At 72.9% G+C, this 17,824-nt stretch carries 18 protein-coding genes; 13 read left to right on the top strand and 5 right to left on the bottom strand.

Features of this window, described 5'->3' with window-relative positions; translation table 11 throughout:
- Positions 1–12: 12 nt before the first annotated feature.
- Positions 13–726 (bottom strand): helix-turn-helix transcriptional regulator, encoded by a 714-nt coding sequence (locus ACPZVR_RS13000; RefSeq protein WP_436700022.1) that lies wholly within the window; start codon positions 724–726, stop codon positions 13–15.
- A gap of 90 nt (positions 727–816) precedes the next feature.
- Here ACPZVR_RS13000 and ACPZVR_RS12995 point away from each other — a divergent pair, with 90 nt between their 5' ends.
- The gene (locus ACPZVR_RS12995; protein WP_436700021.1) at positions 817–1,236 is read left to right on the top strand and encodes a hypothetical protein; all 420 of its coding nucleotides are present in this window, start codon (positions 817–819) and stop codon (positions 1,234–1,236) included.
- A gap of 6 nt (positions 1,237–1,242) precedes the next feature.
- On the opposite strand, the gene ACPZVR_RS12990 is transcribed toward ACPZVR_RS12995, so the two are convergent.
- Positions 1,243–1,839 carry a TetR-type transcription factor C-terminal domain-containing protein gene (locus ACPZVR_RS12990; protein WP_436700019.1) on the bottom strand — a complete coding sequence of 199 codons (597 nt, stop codon included), beginning with the start codon at positions 1,837–1,839 and terminating at the stop codon, positions 1,243–1,245.
- A 119-nt stretch (positions 1,840–1,958) separates the two neighbouring features.
- Between ACPZVR_RS12990 and ACPZVR_RS12985 the strand changes: the two genes are divergently transcribed.
- From ACPZVR_RS12985 to ACPZVR_RS12970, 4 genes are all read left to right on the top strand, one after another.
- Complete coding sequence (locus ACPZVR_RS12985; protein WP_436700017.1) at positions 1,959–2,717, top strand: SDR family oxidoreductase; 759 nt, start codon at positions 1,959–1,961, stop codon at positions 2,715–2,717.
- Positions 2,714–3,781 (top strand): phosphotransferase family protein, encoded by a 1,068-nt coding sequence (locus ACPZVR_RS12980; protein ID WP_436700016.1) that lies wholly within the window; start codon positions 2,714–2,716, stop codon positions 3,779–3,781. Before ACPZVR_RS12985 ends, ACPZVR_RS12980 begins: the two co-directional genes overlap by 4 nt.
- Positions 3,781–5,025, top strand: coding sequence for an acyl-CoA dehydrogenase family protein (locus tag ACPZVR_RS12975; protein ID WP_436700015.1), 1,245 nt, complete (start codon positions 3,781–3,783; stop codon positions 5,023–5,025). The genes ACPZVR_RS12980 and ACPZVR_RS12975 overlap by 1 nt, the downstream gene beginning before the upstream one ends.
- Positions 5,026–5,222: 197 nt before the next feature.
- Complete coding sequence (locus ACPZVR_RS12970) at positions 5,223–8,279, top strand: lamin tail domain-containing protein (protein ID WP_436700014.1); 3,057 nt, start codon at positions 5,223–5,225, stop codon at positions 8,277–8,279.
- A gap of 4 nt (positions 8,280–8,283) precedes the next feature.
- Here the strand turns inward: ACPZVR_RS12970 and ACPZVR_RS12965 are convergent, their stop codons facing one another.
- A complete protein-coding gene (locus ACPZVR_RS12965) occupies positions 8,284–10,287 on the bottom strand; it encodes a hypothetical protein (RefSeq protein WP_436700013.1) in 2,004 nt (667 codons plus the stop codon).
- Between the two features lie 433 nt (positions 10,288–10,720).
- On the opposite strand from ACPZVR_RS12965, the gene ACPZVR_RS12960 reads away from it, so the two are divergent.
- The 7 genes from ACPZVR_RS12960 to ACPZVR_RS12930 are packed head-to-tail and all read left to right on the top strand — an operon-like array spanning position 10,721 to position 15,347.
- Complete coding sequence (locus tag ACPZVR_RS12960; protein WP_436700012.1) at positions 10,721–11,989, top strand: TadA family conjugal transfer-associated ATPase; 1,269 nt, start codon at positions 10,721–10,723, stop codon at positions 11,987–11,989.
- 3 nt (positions 11,990–11,992) lie between these two features.
- Positions 11,993–12,886: a type II secretion system F family protein gene (locus ACPZVR_RS12955; RefSeq protein ID WP_436700011.1), complete on the top strand. Its 894-nt coding sequence runs from the start codon at positions 11,993–11,995 to the stop codon at positions 12,884–12,886.
- Positions 12,883–13,809 (top strand): type II secretion system F family protein, encoded by a 927-nt coding sequence (locus tag ACPZVR_RS12950; protein ID WP_436700010.1) that lies wholly within the window; start codon positions 12,883–12,885, stop codon positions 13,807–13,809. Before ACPZVR_RS12955 ends, ACPZVR_RS12950 begins: the two co-directional genes overlap by 4 nt.
- A 41-nt stretch (positions 13,810–13,850) precedes the next feature.
- Positions 13,851–14,015, top strand: a complete 165-nt coding sequence (locus tag ACPZVR_RS12945) for a hypothetical protein (RefSeq protein ID WP_436700009.1) — start codon at positions 13,851–13,853, stop codon at positions 14,013–14,015.
- Positions 14,012–14,434 carry a TadE/TadG family type IV pilus assembly protein gene (locus ACPZVR_RS12940; protein WP_436700008.1) on the top strand — a complete coding sequence of 141 codons (423 nt, stop codon included), beginning with the start codon at positions 14,012–14,014 and terminating at the stop codon, positions 14,432–14,434. The genes ACPZVR_RS12945 and ACPZVR_RS12940 overlap by 4 nt, the downstream gene beginning before the upstream one ends.
- A complete protein-coding gene (locus ACPZVR_RS12935; RefSeq protein ID WP_436700007.1) occupies positions 14,431–14,913 on the top strand; it encodes a hypothetical protein in 483 nt (160 codons plus the stop codon). Before ACPZVR_RS12940 ends, ACPZVR_RS12935 begins: the two co-directional genes overlap by 4 nt.
- Positions 14,910–15,347: a pilus assembly protein TadG-related protein gene (locus tag ACPZVR_RS12930; RefSeq protein ID WP_436700005.1), complete on the top strand. Its 438-nt coding sequence runs from the start codon at positions 14,910–14,912 to the stop codon at positions 15,345–15,347. The genes ACPZVR_RS12935 and ACPZVR_RS12930 overlap by 4 nt, the downstream gene beginning before the upstream one ends.
- A 49-nt stretch (positions 15,348–15,396) precedes the next feature.
- Here ACPZVR_RS12930 and ACPZVR_RS12925 read toward each other — a convergent pair whose 3' ends face one another.
- Both ACPZVR_RS12925 and ACPZVR_RS12920 read right to left on the bottom strand, forming a co-directional pair.
- Positions 15,397–16,632, bottom strand: coding sequence for a hypothetical protein (locus ACPZVR_RS12925; protein WP_436700003.1), 1,236 nt, complete (start codon positions 16,630–16,632; stop codon positions 15,397–15,399).
- Positions 16,632–17,069, bottom strand: a complete 438-nt coding sequence (locus ACPZVR_RS12920) for a hypothetical protein (RefSeq protein ID WP_436700002.1) — start codon at positions 17,067–17,069, stop codon at positions 16,632–16,634. Before ACPZVR_RS12920 ends, ACPZVR_RS12925 begins: the two co-directional genes overlap by 1 nt.
- Before the next feature lie 129 nt (positions 17,070–17,198).
- On the opposite strand from ACPZVR_RS12920, the gene ACPZVR_RS12915 reads away from it, so the two are divergent.
- Positions 17,199–17,819: a hypothetical protein gene (locus tag ACPZVR_RS12915; protein ID WP_436700001.1), complete on the top strand. Its 621-nt coding sequence runs from the start codon at positions 17,199–17,201 to the stop codon at positions 17,817–17,819.
- Positions 17,820–17,824 lie beyond the last annotated feature (5 nt).

The raw sequence follows: 17,824 nt of genomic DNA, 5'->3' as shown, positions 1-17,824 counted from the left end.
CCACGTCGCCGATCATTCTCCGCTCGACGGCGCCTGTCCATCGCCGCGCGGGGCGTCGCGCCGCACCGCGACGCAGCAGCGCCCCGGGGTCGGCTCCAGGTGGGCCGTCGTCCCGGTGCAGCCCAGCCCGTCGGCGACGCCCTGGACGAACGAGCGGTTGAGGCCGCACACGACCTCGGTGTGCTTCTGGGCGAGCGCGTCGAAGGGGCAGTTCGAGAGCAGCACGGCGTCGGGCTCGACGGCGGGCTCGTAGCCCTGGCCGGCCAGCACCGTGGCGAGCTCGGGGAGTCCGGCGGGGTCGGGGACGCCGCCGGCCGCGCCGGCCACCGCGCGCCCCTCCGCGTGGGCGGAGGCGGCGAGTGCCGTGTCGAGGTCCCGCGCCGATCCGGCCCGGCCGACGGCGGCGGCGAGGATGTCGCCGACGAGGTCGTAGCGCCGCGGTGGGAGCGTGATCGCGAACTCGCGGTCGGCACGGCGGTAGAGCTTGCTGGGGCGGCCCGCGCCGGGACCCGAGCGCCCGCTGAGCCGCCGGAACTCGACCTCCAGCAGCCCCTCGTCGGCGAGCCGGTCGAGGTGGAAGCTCACGGTGTGCTTGGCCAGGCCCAGGGCACCGGCGGCCTCGTCGCGCCCGACCGGCTCGGACCGGCCGGCGACGTACGCGTACAGCGCGCGTCGGGTGTCGTCGGCGAGCGCGCCGATCGCGCTGGCGCCGGAGTCGAGGTCCACGGGCAGATTCTAAAACAGAACTCTCTTGACACAAGAGGGGTGGAGCGTCTCTAAATTAGAAGATCATCCGTTTTAGAGAAAGGACCCGCCATGACCACCGACTCCCGGCCGGTCGCCCCGGCCACGCCGCACGCCTCCCTCGTGGGCGCCGACGGCGCCTTCCTGCTGCTCCGCTCGGTCTTCACCGTCGCGCCGATCGCCTTCGGTCTCGACAAGTTCGCGAACGTGCTCGTCGACTGGGAGCGCTACCTGGCACCCTGGCTGAACGATCTCGTGCCGGGGACGGCGCACCAGGCGATGCTGGCCGTCGGCGTGATCGAGGTCGTCGCCGGCCTCGTGGTCGCCGTCGCCCCGCGGTACGGCGCGCCGCTGGTCGCGCTCTGGCTGGCCGGCATCATCGTCGACCTGGTGAGCACGGGGGAGTACTACGACATCGCGCTGCGCGACGTCGGGCTGCTGGGGGCGGCGCTGGCGTTGACGCTGCTCGCCTGGGGGCGCCGGGTGCGGTAGGCGCCCCTACCCGGCCGGGGTGGCGCCCACCAGGCGCAGCGCGAGGTCGGCGTAGTAGTCGCCGATCTGGGTGGGCGACCACTCGCCGTCCTCGCGGTACCAGCGGGCGATGTCGATGCCCATCGATGCCAGCGCGGTCGCGGCCAGGGCCGGGTCGGGGGTGTCGAAGACGCCGGCCGCGACGCCGTCGCGGACTAGGGCGCGCAGCTCGCGGTCGATGCCGGTGCGCAGCTCGTCGATCTCGGCGCGGTGCTCCTCGCTCAGCGCGGAGAGCTCATAGTTGAGGATCCGCGCGACGGTGTGGTGGTGCGCGTGGAACTCCGCGAACGCCCGGCCGGCGGCGGCCGCCTGCTCGACCGGGTTGGCGGAGGACGCGCGGGCGGCGCGGACCACGTCCAGCGCCTGCTGGTGGCCCTCGCGCGAGATGAGGAAGAGCAGCTCCTCCTTGGAGCGGTGGTGCACGTAGACCGCGGCCGGGCTCATCCCCGCGGCGCCGGCGATGTCGCGGGTGGTCGTGCCGTGGAAGCCCTTCTCCGCGAAGGCGGTCACCGCCGCCTCGAGCAGCCGGGCGCGGGTCGTCTCGGCGCGGGACGGGGTGCTCATCGTCGTGCCTCCGGTGCTGGTGCGGGCCGCGCCCTTGACGGCACGGGCCGGGCGCGTGCAGGGTAGGATACACGCTAAGCAAGCGCTTAGTAACCTGATCCACCGGAGCGAGGCAGCAGATGAGCACGAGGTTCGAGGGCAAGACGGCGATCGTCACCGGGGCCAGCCGGGGCATCGGCCTCGCGATCGCGGAGCGGCTGGTCGCGGACGGCGCGCGGGTGGTCGTCACCGGGCGCGGCAAGGAGGCCCTCGACGACGCGGTCGCCGCTCTCGGCGGGCCGGACCGGGCGCTCGGCATCGCGGGGAAGGCCGACGACGAGGAGCACCAGGCCGACGTCGTACGCCAGGCGATCGCGACCTTCGGCAGCGCCGACCTGCTCGTCAACAACACCGGCATCAACCCGGCGTACGGCCCGATGATCGACCTCGACCTCGCCGTCGCGCGCAAGGTCGTCGACGTCAACGTCCTCGCCGCGCTCGCCTGGACCCAGCGGGTGCACGCCGCGTGGATGAAGGAGCACGGCGGCGCGGTCGTCAACGTCTCCTCGGTCTCCGGCGTGAAGCCCGCACCCGGCATCGGCATGTACGGCGCCAGCAAGGCGATGCTCATCTCGATGACCGAGCTGCTCGCCGTCGAGCTCGGCCCGGGCATCCGGGTCAACGCCGTCGCGCCGGCGGTGGTCAAGACGAGGTTCGCGACCGCGCTCTACGAGGGCCGCGAGGCCGAGGTCGCCGCGCAGTACCCCCTCAAGCGGCTCGGCGAGCCCGACGACATCGGCAGCGTCGTGGCGTTCCTGCTCTCCGCCGACGCCGCGTGGCTGACCGGCCAGACCGTCGTCGTCGACGGCGGCGTCACCCTCACCGGAGGCGTCGAGTGAGCGGCCGGACGAACCCGCCGGGCCTCGACCTCGACGCGCTCGGCAGCTGGCTGGCTGCGGCGGTCCCCGGCGCCGGGTCGGTGCTGAGCGCCGAGCTGATCGCCGGCGGCAAGTCCAACCTGACCTTCGCGGTCTCCGACGGCAGCGCGGAGTGGATCGTGCGCCGGCCTCCGCTGGGCCACGTGCTCGCGACCGCCCACGACATGGGCCGGGAGTACCGCGTCATGTCGGCACTGCAGGACACCGACGTCCCCGTGCCGCGGACCTATGCGTTCTGTGCCGATCCGGGGGTGATCGGCTCGGAGTTCTACGTGATGGAGCGCTGCGCCGGTACGCCATACCGCCGGGCCACGGAGCTCGCCGGCCTCGGCGCCCCCCGGGTCCGCGCGATCTCCGAGCGACTCGTCGACACGCTCGCCGCCCTCCACGCCGTCCCCCCGGACGCGGTGGGGCTCGGCGACTTCGGCCGGCCCGAGGGCTTCCTCGGCCGCCAGGTCGCGCGCTGGAGGAAGCAGCTCGACGCCTCCCACTCCCGCGACCTGCCCGCCGCGGACGAGCTGCACCGCCTGCTCGCCGCGTCGGTGCCGACCGGCTCGGCGACCGGGATCGTGCACGGCGACTTCCGCCTCGACAACGTCCTCATCGACAGCGGTCCCGGAGCGGCTCCCGGAGCGGACGGCTCCGACCGCGCCACCGCCGTCCTCGACTGGGAGATGGCGACCCTCGGCGACCCGCTCACGGACCTCGCGCTGATGCTCACCTACCACCGGCTGGCCGAGACGATCGGCGACGCCGTCGCGGACGCCTCGACGGCCCCGGGCTTCCTCAGCGAGGAGGAGATCGTCGCCCGCTACGCTGCGGCGAGCGAGCGCGATCTGTCCGACTTCGGCTGGTATCTCGGGCTGGCGGCCTTCAAGCTGGCCGCGATCCTCGAGGGCATCCACTACCGCTTCCTCGCCGGCCAGACGGTCGGGGAGGGCTTCGACGACATCGGCGCGGCGATCCACCCGCTGCTCGACGCCGGCCTCACCGCACTGAACGCACACTCCTGGAGGAAGAACTGATGGACTTCGGATTCGACGCCCGCACCGAGGAGCTGCGGGCCACGATGCTCGCCTTCATGGACGAGTTCGTGCACCCCGCCGAGTCGGTCTTCGACGAGCAGCTGGCCCGGCTCGACGACCCGTGGGCCTGGGACTCCACGCCGATCCTCCAGGAGCTGCGGGCCGAGGCCCGCAAGCGCGGCCTGTGGAACCTCTTCCTCCCCGGTGAGCACCCCGGCGTCGAGGGGGCCGGCCTGACCAACGTCCAGTACGCCGCGCTGGCGGAGATCTCCGGACGCAGTGGCCACCTCGCGCCCGCCGCCATGAACTGCGCGGCCCCGGACACCGGCAACATGGAGGTGCTGCACCTCTTCGGCACCGACGCCCAGAAGGAGCAGTGGCTCGAGCCGCTGCTCAACGGCGACATCCGCTCGGCGTTCGCGATGACCGAGCCCGACGTCGCGTCCTCCGACGCCACCAATATCAGCATGGAGATCGTTCGCGACGGCGACGAGTACGTGCTCAACGGCCGCAAGTGGTGGATCACCGGCGCCATGAACCCCAACTGCAAGATCTTCATCGTCATGGGCAAGACCGACCCCACCGCGGACCGGCACCGCCAGCAGTCGATGATCCTCGTGCCACGCGACACCCCGGGTCTCGAGGTCGTGCGCGGGATGCACGTCATGGGCTACGACGACCACGAGCACGGCGGTCACGCCGAGCTCCGCTTCACCGACGTCCGCGTCCCCGCGGCGAACCTCATCGGCGAGGAGGGCGGCGGCTTCGGCGTCGCGCAGGCCCGCCTCGGCCCCGGTCGGATCCACCACTGCATGCGCTCGATCGGCATCGCCGAGCGCGCCATCGAGATGATGTGCGAGCGCGCCGAGTCCCGCGTCGCGTTCGGCCGGCCGATCGCCGACCAGGGGATGGTCCGCGGCTGGATCGCCGAGTCGCGGGTCAAGCTCGAGCAGCTGCGCCTGCTGGTCCTCAAGACCGCGTGGCTGATGGACACCGTCGGCAACAAGGGTGCCCACACCGAGATCCAGGCGATCAAGATCGCGACCCCCGAGACCGTGCAGTGGATCCTCGACAAGGCGATCCAGGTCCACGGCGCCGGCGGTCTCTCCCAGGACTTCCCGCTCGCCAACATGTACGCCGGCATCCGGACCCTGCGCTTCGCCGACGGTCCCGACGAGGTCCACAAGAACGCCCTCGCGAAGGCGGAGATGCGGCGCCAGGCCGCCCGGCGCGAGGCGCGCTGACCCCCGCCGTGCCCGCCCTGCCGCCGCTCGCGGCGGCAGGGCGGGCCGGCGCGGCGGGCGTGCTCGTGATCCTCAACTGACCTCGTCTGGTCGGCCCGCCGTCGGGCGGCCGTCGGTCGTGGTTCACCGGCCGTTCTCCCGGTGCCGGGACGTTGGGTCTTGTCGACCCGTCTCATGCACCCGAGGAAACACCTGTCGTGAAATCCACCTCTCGCGCCGTCGCGGCAGCCGCCGCCGGCGCCCTCGGCCTCTCCGGCCTGTCCTTCTTCGCCGTCGCTGCTCCCGCCAGCGCCGCTGACCCCGCTGGCGCACTCGGAGCCGTCGTGATCAACGAGTTCAGCACCAACGGCTTCGCCGGCGGCGACTTCATCGAGGTCTACAACAAGGGCGCCGCCAACGTCGACCTGACCGGCTATCACCTGACCGACGACAAGGGCATCGCCGGCGGCGACGACATCGTCCTCGACGGGGTGCTCCCGGCGGGCGGCTACGCGGTGATCTTCACCGACGACCCGTCGTACCCGAACGGCTTCGGCCTCGGCAAGTCCGACGAGGTGCACCTGCTGAGCCCGGACCAGGCCACGGTCATCGACGCGTACGTCGACCTTCCGGCCGACACGCACGCCGCGCCGAGCTACGCGCGCACGACCGACGGCACCGGTGCCTTCGCCCAGTCGGCGGCGGCGACGCCCGGCGGATCCAACGCCCTGCCGGCGGCGGACGCCGGCGTGTCGATCAGCGAGTACTTCTCTGACGGCGCCGACTTCGTCGAGATCCGCAACTTCGGCCCGGCACCGGTCGACCTGACCGGATGGACGCTCGCGGACGGCGAGGGCACGATGAACGCGGGTGACGAGATCACCCTGGGCGGCGCCACCGCGGTGATCCCGGCCGGTGGCTATCTCGTGGTCGAGACCGAGCCCGCGGTGCCGGTCGACGGCTTCACCTACGCCGCCGGCGGCTACGGCCTGAACAAGCTCGACCACGTCTATCTCAGCAACGACGAGGGCACCCTGGTCGACACCACGTGGGTCGGCTACGAGGCCGACGGCGTGACGACCCGCCACGCGTCGCCGTCGTGGGCGCGCACCGCCCCGGGCGTCGGCCTGTGGAAGCTGTCGGCGGCCGCCACCCCGGGTGCCGCCAACTCCTTCGGGGGTGGCGCGGAGGTTCCGGACCTCGACCCGAACTGGGACGACATCGAGATCAACGAGATCTCCTCGCTCAACGCCGACGACGAGGGCAACCCCGGCTTCGGCGACGCGGTCGAGCTGGTCAACACCGGCACCAGCCCGGTCAGCATCGAGGGCTGGTACCAGGTCGACAGCGGGGCCGCGTCCGGCGCCGGCCGGCTGACCGTCGCCGACCTCAGGGTCTGGGACGGCACCACCTGGGTGCCGGCGACCGACATGGTCGTCCCGGCCGGCGGCTACGTGGCGTTCAGCTCGAAGAAGGGTCTGTCTGGCGAGGGCGACGCCGTCAAGGTCTACGGACCGGGCGCCGACCCGGCCGCCCGGCGGCTGGTCGACGAGCAGGCGTACGGCGACGGCGACGGCGGGGTCTCGGACAACTACGACTCCGACGCCGTCGCCTTCGCGGCGCTCCCGGACGGCTCGGACGAGTTCTGGCGCGTCACCACGTCGACCTTCGGCCGGGACAACAGCCCCTCCGAGCCGACCAAGTCCCGCCGCCTGGACAGCCCGGTGGTCGTCAACGAGATCTCCAACGTCAGCGGCGTGGTGGAGCTGCTCAACACGGGCAGCGTCGCCGTCGACATCGCCGGCTGGCAGCTGCTCGACTCCGCGGCCACCGTCGTCCACACCGTCCCGGCCGCCACGACCCTGGCTCCCGGGGCGTTCTACGTCGCCACGGGCGTCGTCGGCCTCGACAGCCAGGACGCGCTCACCCTGCGTCGCGCCGGCGACCACGCCGCCGTGGTCGCGCACACGTGGTACGAGGACGGCATCGCGTCGTACAGCCGGTGCGAGGTCTTCGGCGACGTCTCCTACGTCGAGACCCCCACCGCGACCTGGGGCGCGGCCAGCGCCTGCCCCGGCATCACCACCGAGACCTGGCCCGGACCGGCCGAGGTCACCACCGTCGACGAGGTCAACGGCTTCGGCGACGGTGACGGCAACGGCGAGGGCGACGTCTCCGGCGCGGCCTTCGACCCGACCGACCCGAGCATCCTGTGGGTCGTGCAGAACAAGAACACCCTGCACAAGATGCGCAAGGTCGGGGGCACCTATGTCGCCGTCGACGGCTGGGACGGCGGCAAGCGGCTCCACTTCGCCTCCGGCACCGGTGCGGTGGACTCCGAGGGCGTGACCGTGGGCCCGGACGGCTCGATCTACGTCACCTCCGAGCGCGACAACGACAACAGCGGCGTCTCCGCCAACAAGATCGAGCGCTACGACGTCTCCGGTGTCACCGCGGCCACGACCGACCTGACCGCCGCCGACGAGTGGGACGTCAACTCCTTCGTCACGACCGGCACGAACCTCGGCCTCGAGGGCATCACCTACGTGCCCGACAGCTTCCTGGTCGACGCCGGCTGGAAGGTCGGCGGCGCCGCGTACGCCGCCGAGACCCACCCGACCCCGGGTCTGTTCGTCACCGCGGTCGAGGCCACCGGCGACCTGCACTTCTTCTCGCTCGCCCCCGATGCGGAGCCGGTCGAGGTCAAGGTGGAGTCCTCCGGCTTCCCGTTCGCCATGGACATCGCCTACGACGCCGACCGGAAGGCGCTGTGGGCCGTGTGCGACGACAGCTGCGGCGGGGTCGCGAACCTGCTGAAGGTCGAGGACGGAGACTTCGCGGTCGCGCACTCGCTCGCCCGCCCGGCCGGGATGCCCAACCTCAACAACGAGGGCATGGCGATCAAGCCGCTGCGCACCGCGGCCGACGGCCTGGTCGAGGTCGTCTGGACCGACGACGGCGACACCGACGGCTTCTCCCTGCGCCAGGGCCACCTGCGGGCCGACTTCGCCGTGCCGGCCGTCACGCCCCCGGTGGTCACCCCGCCGGCCGTGACGCCGCCGACGGCCGCCGAGCAGGCCCTCGCCCAGGCCGCGGCCAAGGTGGCGGCGACGAAGAAGAAGGTCGCCGCCGTCAAGGCCAAGGCCAAGGCCGCCACGAAGGCGAAGCAGGTCGCCAAGGCGAAGCGGCTGGCCGCGAAGCTGAAGAAGCTCAAGAAGAAGCTGAAGAAGCAGAAGGCCGCGCTCGCCCAGGCGACCGCCGCCGCGAAGGGCTAGCGCCTTACGCCGATGACCGGGCCCGACGCCGTACGGTGTCGGGCCCGGTGGCCGCTGCGGTCTTCGGTGGTCGCGGGTCACCGCTGATGAACGCGTAGACCGCGACCGCGGTCCGCTGGAGCTGAGCGACGATGCCCTTCGCCAGCTCGCGACTCCTGGCGTAGGTGAGACCGTGGAAGGACCCGTAGACCAGCGCGGGGACCAGCGCCACCAGGACGACGACGAGCGACCGCAGCCAGGTGAGACCGTCCGGCCGCTCGGCGACCGCCCAGGTTGCGTAGCCGACGAGAACGACGATCGCGCCCGCTGCCAGGGCGTGTCTCGTGAACGCCCCCGAGGTCGGAATCGCGGCGATCGTCGCAGCCGCGACAGAGGCGAGGATCAGCGCCCAGTCGGAGGACTCGCTGATCCCCGCGAGCCGCCCCGCGATCGGGCCGGCGGCCAGGAACCACAGCGCCATGCCCAGATGCCAGGGGGCGAGGTGAGGGGGCGCCGACGGCAGGATCCTGAACTCGTTCCCCGGGATGAGCCGGCGTCGCCGCGCTTCCTCGGCGTCGACCTCGGTGGAGGGGACCTGCCAGCCCGCGGATCCGAGGACCGCCTCGAGGTGCGGCTTGGCCGCCAGGTCCTGGTCGCTCCGCCTGGCCGCGAGCCCGTCCCCGTCGGCGTAGAAGTAGCCGGCGCCCTCGAGTGCCCAGGTCAGCGCGACGAAGGAGACGCCGAGCCCCCAGAGGGCGAGCATCATCAGCCAGGTCGCCGATGTCGTCGAGCTCTCGACGACGGACCAGCCGACGTAGAACCGCGCGGGATAGCCGAGGCCGACGACCGCGAACAACGCGCCCATCTGCACCGGGGTGCACGTGCCGGTCGAGCGCAGCCACCACCGGATGGCCTCGTACGCGATCGCGACCGCCAGGTAGAGACACAGAGCGGACCAGAACCCTCGGGTGAGACTGAGGCCCCACGTTCCGTCGTGCCAGGGCACGTTGAGAAGGACTGCCGCCAGGTAGAGGCGAATGACGATGACGACCCAGGAGACGTGCTGATTGCCCGGGAAGTCCGGAAGGCGGCCGCGTCCGACGGCAGACGGAGCTGCCGCATCCTCCCGTCGGCCGACGATGTCGTTCCACTGGTAGCGAGCCTGGTAGACCAGGTACTCGACGACGATCCACAGCACGCCGAGCTGGATCAGGTCGTACCGGTCGGGTGACGCAGCCTCGGCTCGGTGGAGCACCGCGGCGAGCACGCCCGCCGCGACGAAGACGCCTTTCACGGTGTCATCGGGCCGGGGCAGCAGGAAGTAGCTGGTCGCGGACCGTTGCTTCGAGTCGTCCGGCGACGGTCTCGGCTGTCGGCGCAGCGTCGTCGCGAGTCGCCGGCCCAGGATGTCGACGTACTGCTCGAAGTTCTCGCGTCCCCTAAGGTTGAGCCGGATCGTGCCGACGAGGAGCAGGATCGAGGCCACGCTGTAGAACGGCACCATGACCATGCGCCAGGGCGTCGACCCGACCGCCACGACGAAGTAGCCGGCAAGGCCGCCGAACACGATGAGAACGGTCGGATAGACGATGGCGACGATCGCATGAGTCGAGCTGAACTTCGCTCGGACGCTGCCGGTGCCCAGTGACTCGATCGCCATCGAAAGCTCGGTGTACGAGATCGGGCGAAGGCCCGGGTAGGCGTCGAGGTCGGAGCCCGTGAATCCGACCCGCTGGCGAATCGTCCGCTCCAGGGCCCGCATGTAGAAGGAACGCATAATCGCCATCGCGCCGCCGTGATGGATCATCACGAGCGGGACGAGAACGATCATCGGGGCGATCGCGATGACGGGCTTCGGAATGTCGGTGCCCTCCTCGATCGCGAAGACGATCGCGCCCAGGATCGACAGTGCCGTCATCGCCAGGGCGATCACCGATGCCTGGATCGTCTGGAACTGCCTCTCGTCCTCGCGGGCCTGCTCGTAGTCGAGAAGGAGCGACTCCAGCTCGCCTCCGTCGTCGCTCCTCATCGCACCGCCGCCGGCGCCGGGAGCGCCCGCTCGGCCCGAGCTCCCCGGGGGAGCACGCCTGGTACGACTTCGGAGTCGAGCGTCCGTGGACGTATCGCCTCACCTATTTCGGCGACATCGTCTCGCGACGAGTAGATCTGGATGCGACCACGCGTGAATCGCCATGCGAACAGCTCCGGCACGTGGTCATGATGCCCGCGCCGCGAGTGAGGTGCCTGGGGATCGAGCATTTCTTTGATATCCGCCGGAGTCGAGCGCGGTGATCGGACTGTTTTTCGTGATTTCTCGCGACCAGTGCCCTTCCATCGGCGCGCTACGTATCACGCTGATGTGCCGTCGGGGATTTCCACAGGCCGAGAATTCACCCTTCCGATTCCGACGACGGTGACCTACGGTGCTGGCAGCCAGTGCCGTCCTATCTCGGGGAGTCGACATGGCCCTGCTGCAGCCACCGGTCGTGGTCGCGCCGGCGTCCGACGACGTCGTGGTGCGTCTCGACGAGGACCTGCGTGCCGTCGTCCGCCGCGAGGGGATCGACCCGCAGCGCGACGTGCCCGCCGTACGCCGCCTCGCGACCGCTCTGGTGCGCGAGCACGACGAGCGCAGCCTGACCGGCGTGGTGGCGCCGGTCGCGGACCCCGACGGGCTGGTGGCCGAGCTGGTGGCGCGGGTGGCGGGCTTCGGCCCGCTGCAGCCCTTCCTCGACGACCCGACGGTCGAGGAGGTGTGGATCAACAGTCCCGACCGGGTGTTCGTCGCGCGGCACGGGCGCCACGAGCTGACCAACCTGGTGCTCACCGAGGCGCAGGTGGCCGAGCTGGTGGAGCGGATGCTGAAGTCGACCGGTCGGCGCATCGACCTGAGCCGGCCCTTCGTCGACGCCATGCTGCCGGCGGGCCACCGTCTGCACGTGGTGCTGCAGGGGGTGGCCCGCGGGTTCTCGGCGGTCAACATCCGCAAGTTCGTGGTGCGGGCCTCGGACCTCGCGGAGCTGGTCGAGCTCGGCACGCTGACTCCGCAGGCGGCGCGCTTCCTGGACGCGTCGGTGCGGGCCGGTCTGAACCTGTTGGTGACCGGGGGGACCCAGGCGGGGAAGACGACCCTGCTCAACTGCCTGGCGGCCGCGATCCCCGGTGGTGAGCGGGTGATCTCGGCCGAGGAGGTGTTCGAGATCCGCTTCCCCCATCCCGACTGGGTGGCGTTGCAGACCCGCCAGGCGGGGTTGGAGGGGACGGGCGAGATCCGGTTGCGCGATCTGGTCAAGGAGTCGCTGCGGATGCGGCCGTCGCGCCTGATCGTCGGCGAGGTGCGGGCCGAGGAGTGCCTCGACCTGCTGCTGGCGCTCAACGCCGGCCTGCCGGGGATGTGCACCCTGCATGCCAACAGCGCCCGCGAGGCGCTGACGAAGGCCTGCACGCTCCCGCTCCTGGCGGGCGAGAACATCTCGGCGCGCTTCGTCGTCCCGACGGTCGCGGCCTCGGTCGATCTCGTGGTCCAGTTGGCCCTCGACCCGCGCGGCGCCCGGCGGGTGACCGAGATCGTCGCCGTGCCGGGGCGGATGGAGGGCGACGTGATCGAGACGGAGCCGGTGTTCGAGTGGCGCGACGGGGCACTGCGGCGGGGGATCGGGCTGCCGCCGCGGCTCGAGCGGTTCGAGCGGCTCGGCATCGACATCGTCGGGCTGCTCAACGAGGCGGGCTGAGCGATGGGTGCGCTGGTCGGGCTGGGGTTCGGGCTCGGCAGCCTGCTCGTCTGGGCGGCGTTGCGGTGGCCGCGCGAGGAGCGGGCCGCCGACGGAGCCGGCCGAGCGCGGCGACTCCTCGCCGAGGCCGGGATCCCCGAGGTCGCGCCCCGCTCCCTGGTGCTGCTGTCGCTCGGCGCGGGGCTGGCCGGCTTCGTGATCGTCCTCGGCATCACCCGTACGACGCCCATCGCGGTGGTCTTCGCGACGGGCGCCTGCTATCTGCCCTGGGCGGCCCTCGCCGGCCGGGCACGGCGCCGGCGCCAGGAGTTCGCGCAGGTCTGGCCGGAGGCCGTGGACGACCTCGCCTCCGCCGTGCGGGCCGGGATGTCGCTGCCGGACGCGGTCGCGGCGCTCGCCGTGCGCGGCCCCGACCCGCTGCGCCCGGCCTTCGACGCCTTCGCCCTCGACTACCAGGTGTCGGGCCGGTTCGGCGACTGCCTCGACCGGCTCAAGGAGCGCCTCGCCGACCCGGTGGGCGACCGCGTCGTCGAGGGGCTGCGGATCGCGCGCGAGGTCGGCGGCGGCGAGCTCGGCCGCCTGCTGCGCAACCTGTCGGGCTACCTGCGCGACGACCTGCGCACCCGCGCCGAGCTCGAGGCCCGCCAGTCCTGGGCGGTCAACGGCGCCCGCGTCGCGGTCGCGGCGCCCTGGATCGTGCTGCTCGTCATGTCGACCCAGCCGACCGTGATCGAGCGCTACCAGTCGCCCGCCGGCGTCGTCGTGCTGGTGGTCGGCGCGGCGACCTGCGCGGTCGCCTACCGGCTGATGACGCGCCTCGGCCGGCTGCCCGCCGAACGGCGGATCCTCGCCGGCGTCGGGCGCACCGGAGATCCCGACCGGGACCCCCGGCGATGAGCCCGGCCGTCTCCGGCGCCCTCCTCGGCCTCGCCGCCGCGCTGGGTCTCGCCCTCGTCGCGACCCGGGTGGTGGCCATCCGCCGCCCGCGCCTGGAGGATCGCGTGCTGCCGTACGTCCGCGACCTCGCCCCCGCCCGGCGTACGACGGCGCCGGCCGGTGCCCGCAGCACGGCCGCGGTGGTGTTCGGCCCCGTCCTGCGCCGGGCCGCCGACGCGGTCGAGCGCGTGGTCGGCGGCGCCGGCTCGGTGCGCCGCCGGCTGGTGCGGGTCGGCAGCCCGCTCACCCTCCACGAGTTCCGCGTGCAGCAGGTGCAGTGGGGGCTGGTGGGCTTCGCGATCGCCGCCGCCTACGGCGTGCTGCGCACCTGGACGCAGCCGGCCGACCCGTTGCCCCTGCTGGTGGCGTGCATCGGTGCGTTCGTGTGCGGGGTGCTGGTGCGCGACAACCGGCTCAGCGCGCAGGTGCGCCGGCGGGAGGCGGCGATGCTGGCCGAGTTCCCCGCGATCGCCGAGCTCCTCGCGCTGAGCGTCGCGGCGGGCGAGTCGCCGGTGGGAGCCCTGGACCGGGTCGTGCGGCGCAGCGGCGGCGAGCTGGCGCACGAGCTCGGCGAGGTCCTGGCCCGGATCCGCACGGGCGAACCGGTCGCGGAGGCCTTCGACGGCCTCGCCGCGACCACGGGCCTGTCCGTCGTGGCCCGCTTCGCCCACGGCGTCGCCGTCGCGATCGAGCGCGGCACCCCGTTGGCCGACGTGCTGCACGCCCAGGCCGCCGACGTCCGCGAGGCCGGACGGCGCCAGCTCATCGAGCAGGCCTCCCGCAAGGAGATCGCCATGATGCTGCCGGTGGTCTTCCTCATCCTGCCCACGACCGTCCTGTTCGCCTTCTGGCCCGGCCTCGTCGGGCTGTCCCTCAGCACCTGACCTGCTACCGACCGCCACGGAAATCTCGGGAAGGAACCACCGTGCATCATCGAGGAGCGCGCCGGCGCCGGCACGACCAGCGGGGCGACGTGCCCGGCTGGGTGCTGATCACGATCATGACCATCTCCATCGGCGTGGCCCTGTGGGGCATCGCGCAGCCGCAGCTGGTCGGCATCCTGCAGTCGGCACTCGACTCCGTGCGGTGACACCTCGGCCCCTGCGACCCGGCCGGCCCCCGGGGCCGCGACGCGCCGCGGAACGCGGGTCGGCTCTGGTCGACTTCACCCTCGTCACGCTCGTGCTGGTGCCGCTCGTCCTCGGCCTGGTCCAGGTCGCCCTGGTCCTGCACGTGCGGGCGACGCTCGCGGCGGCCGCGTCCGAAGGGGCCCGGCTGGCCGCGACGGCGGACCGCGGCCCCGGCGACGGCGTGGCCCGGACCCGGGCCCAGATCGCCGACGCGCTGGCCGGCCGGTTCGCGCAGGACGTGGTGGTGCGCCGCGTGCTGGTCGAGGGCGCGCCCGGCATCGAGATCGTGGTGCGGGCCGAGGTGCCCGCGCTCGGGATCGGCGGGCCCGCCGTCGCGGTCACGGTCACCGGCCGCGCCGTCGAGGAGGACCCGCGGTGACGACGCCGCGGCGGGCGACCGGACGGGGGCACCGACGCGGGGACGGACAGCGGGGGAGCGGCCTCGTCGAGGTGATGTGGCTGGGCATCGTGCTCCTGCTGCCGCTGCTGTGGATCGTGCTCTCGGTGTTCGAGGTCCAGCGCGGCTCGTTCGGGGTGAGTGGCGCCGCCCGTGCGGCGGCCCGCGCCTACGCGCTCGCGCCGGACGACGTGGCCGGCGAGCGGCGGGCCCGGGCGGTCGCGCGGCAGGCGCTCGCCGACCAGGGCCTGGACGACGTCCCGGTCGAGGTCGTGATCACCTGCTCGCCGTACCCGCGCAACTGTCACGCCGGCACCTCGGTCATCACCGTGCGGGTGGCCTCCGCGGTCGCGCTGCCCCTGCTGCCCGATCTGTTCGGCGTCGGCCGACCGCGCTTCGCGCTCGACGCCCAGACGACCGTCCCGATCGGTCGCTACCGGGAGACGGGCGAGGTCCGGTGAGCCGCGCCGGCCGCGGCAGCTCGATGCCGCTCGTCCTCGCCTTCGCCGCGATCGTGCTGCTCCTCGTGGCGGTCGTCGTCGATGCCAGCGCGGCCTACCTCGTCCGGCAGCGCCTCGACGCCCTCGCGGACGGCGCCGCGCTCCAGGGAGCGGACGCCGGAGCGCAGGGTGCCGACGCGTACGACGGTGGGCTGGCCACCGGCCACCTCGCGATCTCGCGCGCGGAGGCGGAGGCGGCCGTCCGCGCGTACCTCCACGACACCCGGGCGGCGCTCGACCACCCTGGGATCCGGGCGACGGTACGCGTGGACGGTGACCGGCTGGTCGTCGAGCTCACCGCTCCCGTCGACCTGCCGCTGCGCCTGCCAGGAGCACCCGAGGCGCCGACGGTGCGGGCGGTCGGCTCCGCGGTCGTCGACCCCGACGCCGGGTGACCCGCTGGTCGCGCCGCGGCGCGGCCGTGCCCGACCAGTGGCCCGGTGCTCAGTCGAGGACGCCGGGCGCGGCGCCCTCGTCGTCGACCCAGTCCTGTCCGTCGTCGAACAGGTCCCGGTCCTCGCCCTCGCGCTGATCGCGCCGCCGGCCCCGGCCGCCGGCCGCTCCGGCGACGCCGCCCCGCCCGCCCGCGCCTCCGCGGCCGGTCCGGCCCGCGGCACCGCTGCCCCGACCGCCGGCCCGGCTGACCGGACTGCCGGCCGCGCCGGGGCCGCCGACCGCGCCCCGACCGAGGGCACCGGGACCGCCGGTGCGGGCGCTGGCGCCGATCGAGCCGACGCTGCTGCCGCTGAGGCCGCGGCCGCCGACGAGGCCCTTGAGCCCGCGGATCAGGCCCGGCGCGCCGAAGGCGCCGGCCGCGAGGCCGCCACCGAGGACGGCGGGCCCGACCTGGCCGAGGTTCGGTCCGCCGCCGCTGCCGATCTCCGGGTCGTAGTCGAGGGGCGGCAGGTCCGGGTTGAGCGTGTGCACGATCGGGGGAGCGGCGACGGGGTGGACGCCGCCGACGCCGCCGCCGTCGCCGATACCGCCCACGTCGGTCGGGTCCGGGAAGTCGATGTCGCTGCCGGCGGGCAGCGGGCTGGTGCCGACCCAGTGGCCGGGCATGGTGCCGTTGGGGCCCGGGATCAGCGGCACGTGCGGGATGCCGGGGCCACCGGGCCCCTTGTCGTCGTTCTCGCCGGGCTTCTTCGGCTGGCCCTCGATCTTCTGCAGCGCGGTGTAGGCCTCGTCGTAGCGGGTGAGCAGGGTCTGGATCTTCTCGCGGGCCTTCTCGTCGGCGTCACCGTAGGTGGAGACCTTGCCGTTGTAGGTCGAGACCTTGTCGGCGTACTTGGCCATGGCCTCGGCGTCCTTGTCGATGTCGCCGGTCATCTCGGGAACGCTCGGCGCGGTCGCCGGGGGAGCGTCGGGTGCCCCCTGCGCGGCCTTCTCCGCCTCGGACATGGCGGTCGCGGCGGCGCTGAGGGCGGTCGAGACCTCGTTCATCTGGTCGCGCCGCTTGCCGATCTTGGCGGCCGCCTGGGTGAAGGCGGTCTTCGCCGCGTCGCGGGTCTCGGGGCCGCCGATGCCGGCCGGGATCGCCTTGCTCGCGGTGTCGAGCGCGTCGTAGATCGTCCCCAGCGCCGTGGTCGTCGCGGCCCACGAGCCCTGCGCGGTCGTCACGTCGTCGCTGGACATGCCCGTCGTGCGGCGGAGCAGGTCCTTGAGGTGCTCGCCGGCCATCACAGACCACCGTCCTCGTCGTTGTCGGTGCCGAGATCGAGGCCGACGGTGCGGTTCAGGGCCAGCCGCAGGTCGGCCTCGGCCTGCTCGTCGGCCTCGGTGATGACGCCCTTGGCGGCCAGGATCGCCGCCTGGAAGACGCCGAGGTCCTCGCGCAGCTCCACGAGCGAGTCGACGATCACCCCGTGGGCTCGGGCGTGCTCCTGGGCGAGCCGGTTGGACTCGATGCCCTGGCCGAAGGAGCCGGCGGGGATCGCGGCCTGACCGGTGAACTTCAGGTCCTGGATGGCCGTGATCTGCTCGTCGAGCGTCTTGTAGACGGACTCCACCTGAGCCTCGATGATCCGCAGCTCGAGATCCTTCAGCCCCGCCAGGAACGCCGGGTTGAACAGGGACGGGAAGATCGGGGGGATGATGGGGAGCGGTCCGATGGTCATGCGCGTTCCTTTGAGGTTCCCGAGGGACTGGCGACATGAGGGGGCTACCCACCCGATCGCCGAGGCAAACGGCACCATCGCAGGTTGCTAGCCTCGGTGCGTCCGCTGGGGTGTGGAGAGGATGGTCGGATGATCTCTCGGGTCGTGGGTCCGGCGGTGGCCGGCCTGCTGCTGCTCACGCTGTCCGCCTGCTCCGACGACCAGTCGCGTGGCCCCGGGGCCGACCCGGCGACGGCCGCCACGACGGCGACCGACGCGGGATCGCCGACTCCGGCCGCGCCCTCGGTGGCGCCCTCGGTGGCGCCCTCGGTGGCGCCCGCGACGGGGACCGAGATCGGCGTGGAGTCCGTGCGGATGCGGCTCACGGCGTCGCCGGACTGGAAGGTCAACCGCTTCGGCACGACGGTCACCGGGGCCCTCCTCGTCGACGGGGCCGGCATCCTCAACGCCACCGTCACCGACATCATCGCGGGGCCGGGCCTGGACACCGAGGACAAGGCCGTCTCCTACGAGCGCTCGCTGGCCGGCACCCCGCTCGCGCCGACCCGGGTGGCCGACCGGGTCGTCGACGGGACGACCTGCTTCGTGCTCGAGGCGCGCACCGACGAGGGCCACCGCTATGTCCTGGGCGGGGTGGTCGACGGGCGCTTCTTCGCCGTCGAGTTCGTGGTGCCCCCCGGGGTGCCGGACGGCGACCAGCTCATCGAGCAGATGCTCGGGACCGTCGAGATCGGCCCCGACCGGGGGTAGCCGGA

This window comes from Nocardioides segetis (assembly GCF_051390595.1).
Classification (GTDB): Bacteria; Actinomycetota; Actinomycetes; order Propionibacteriales; family Nocardioidaceae; genus Nocardioides.
The sequence above is the reverse complement of the archived record's forward strand: the minus strand, read 5'-3'. Positions and strand labels throughout refer to the sequence as shown.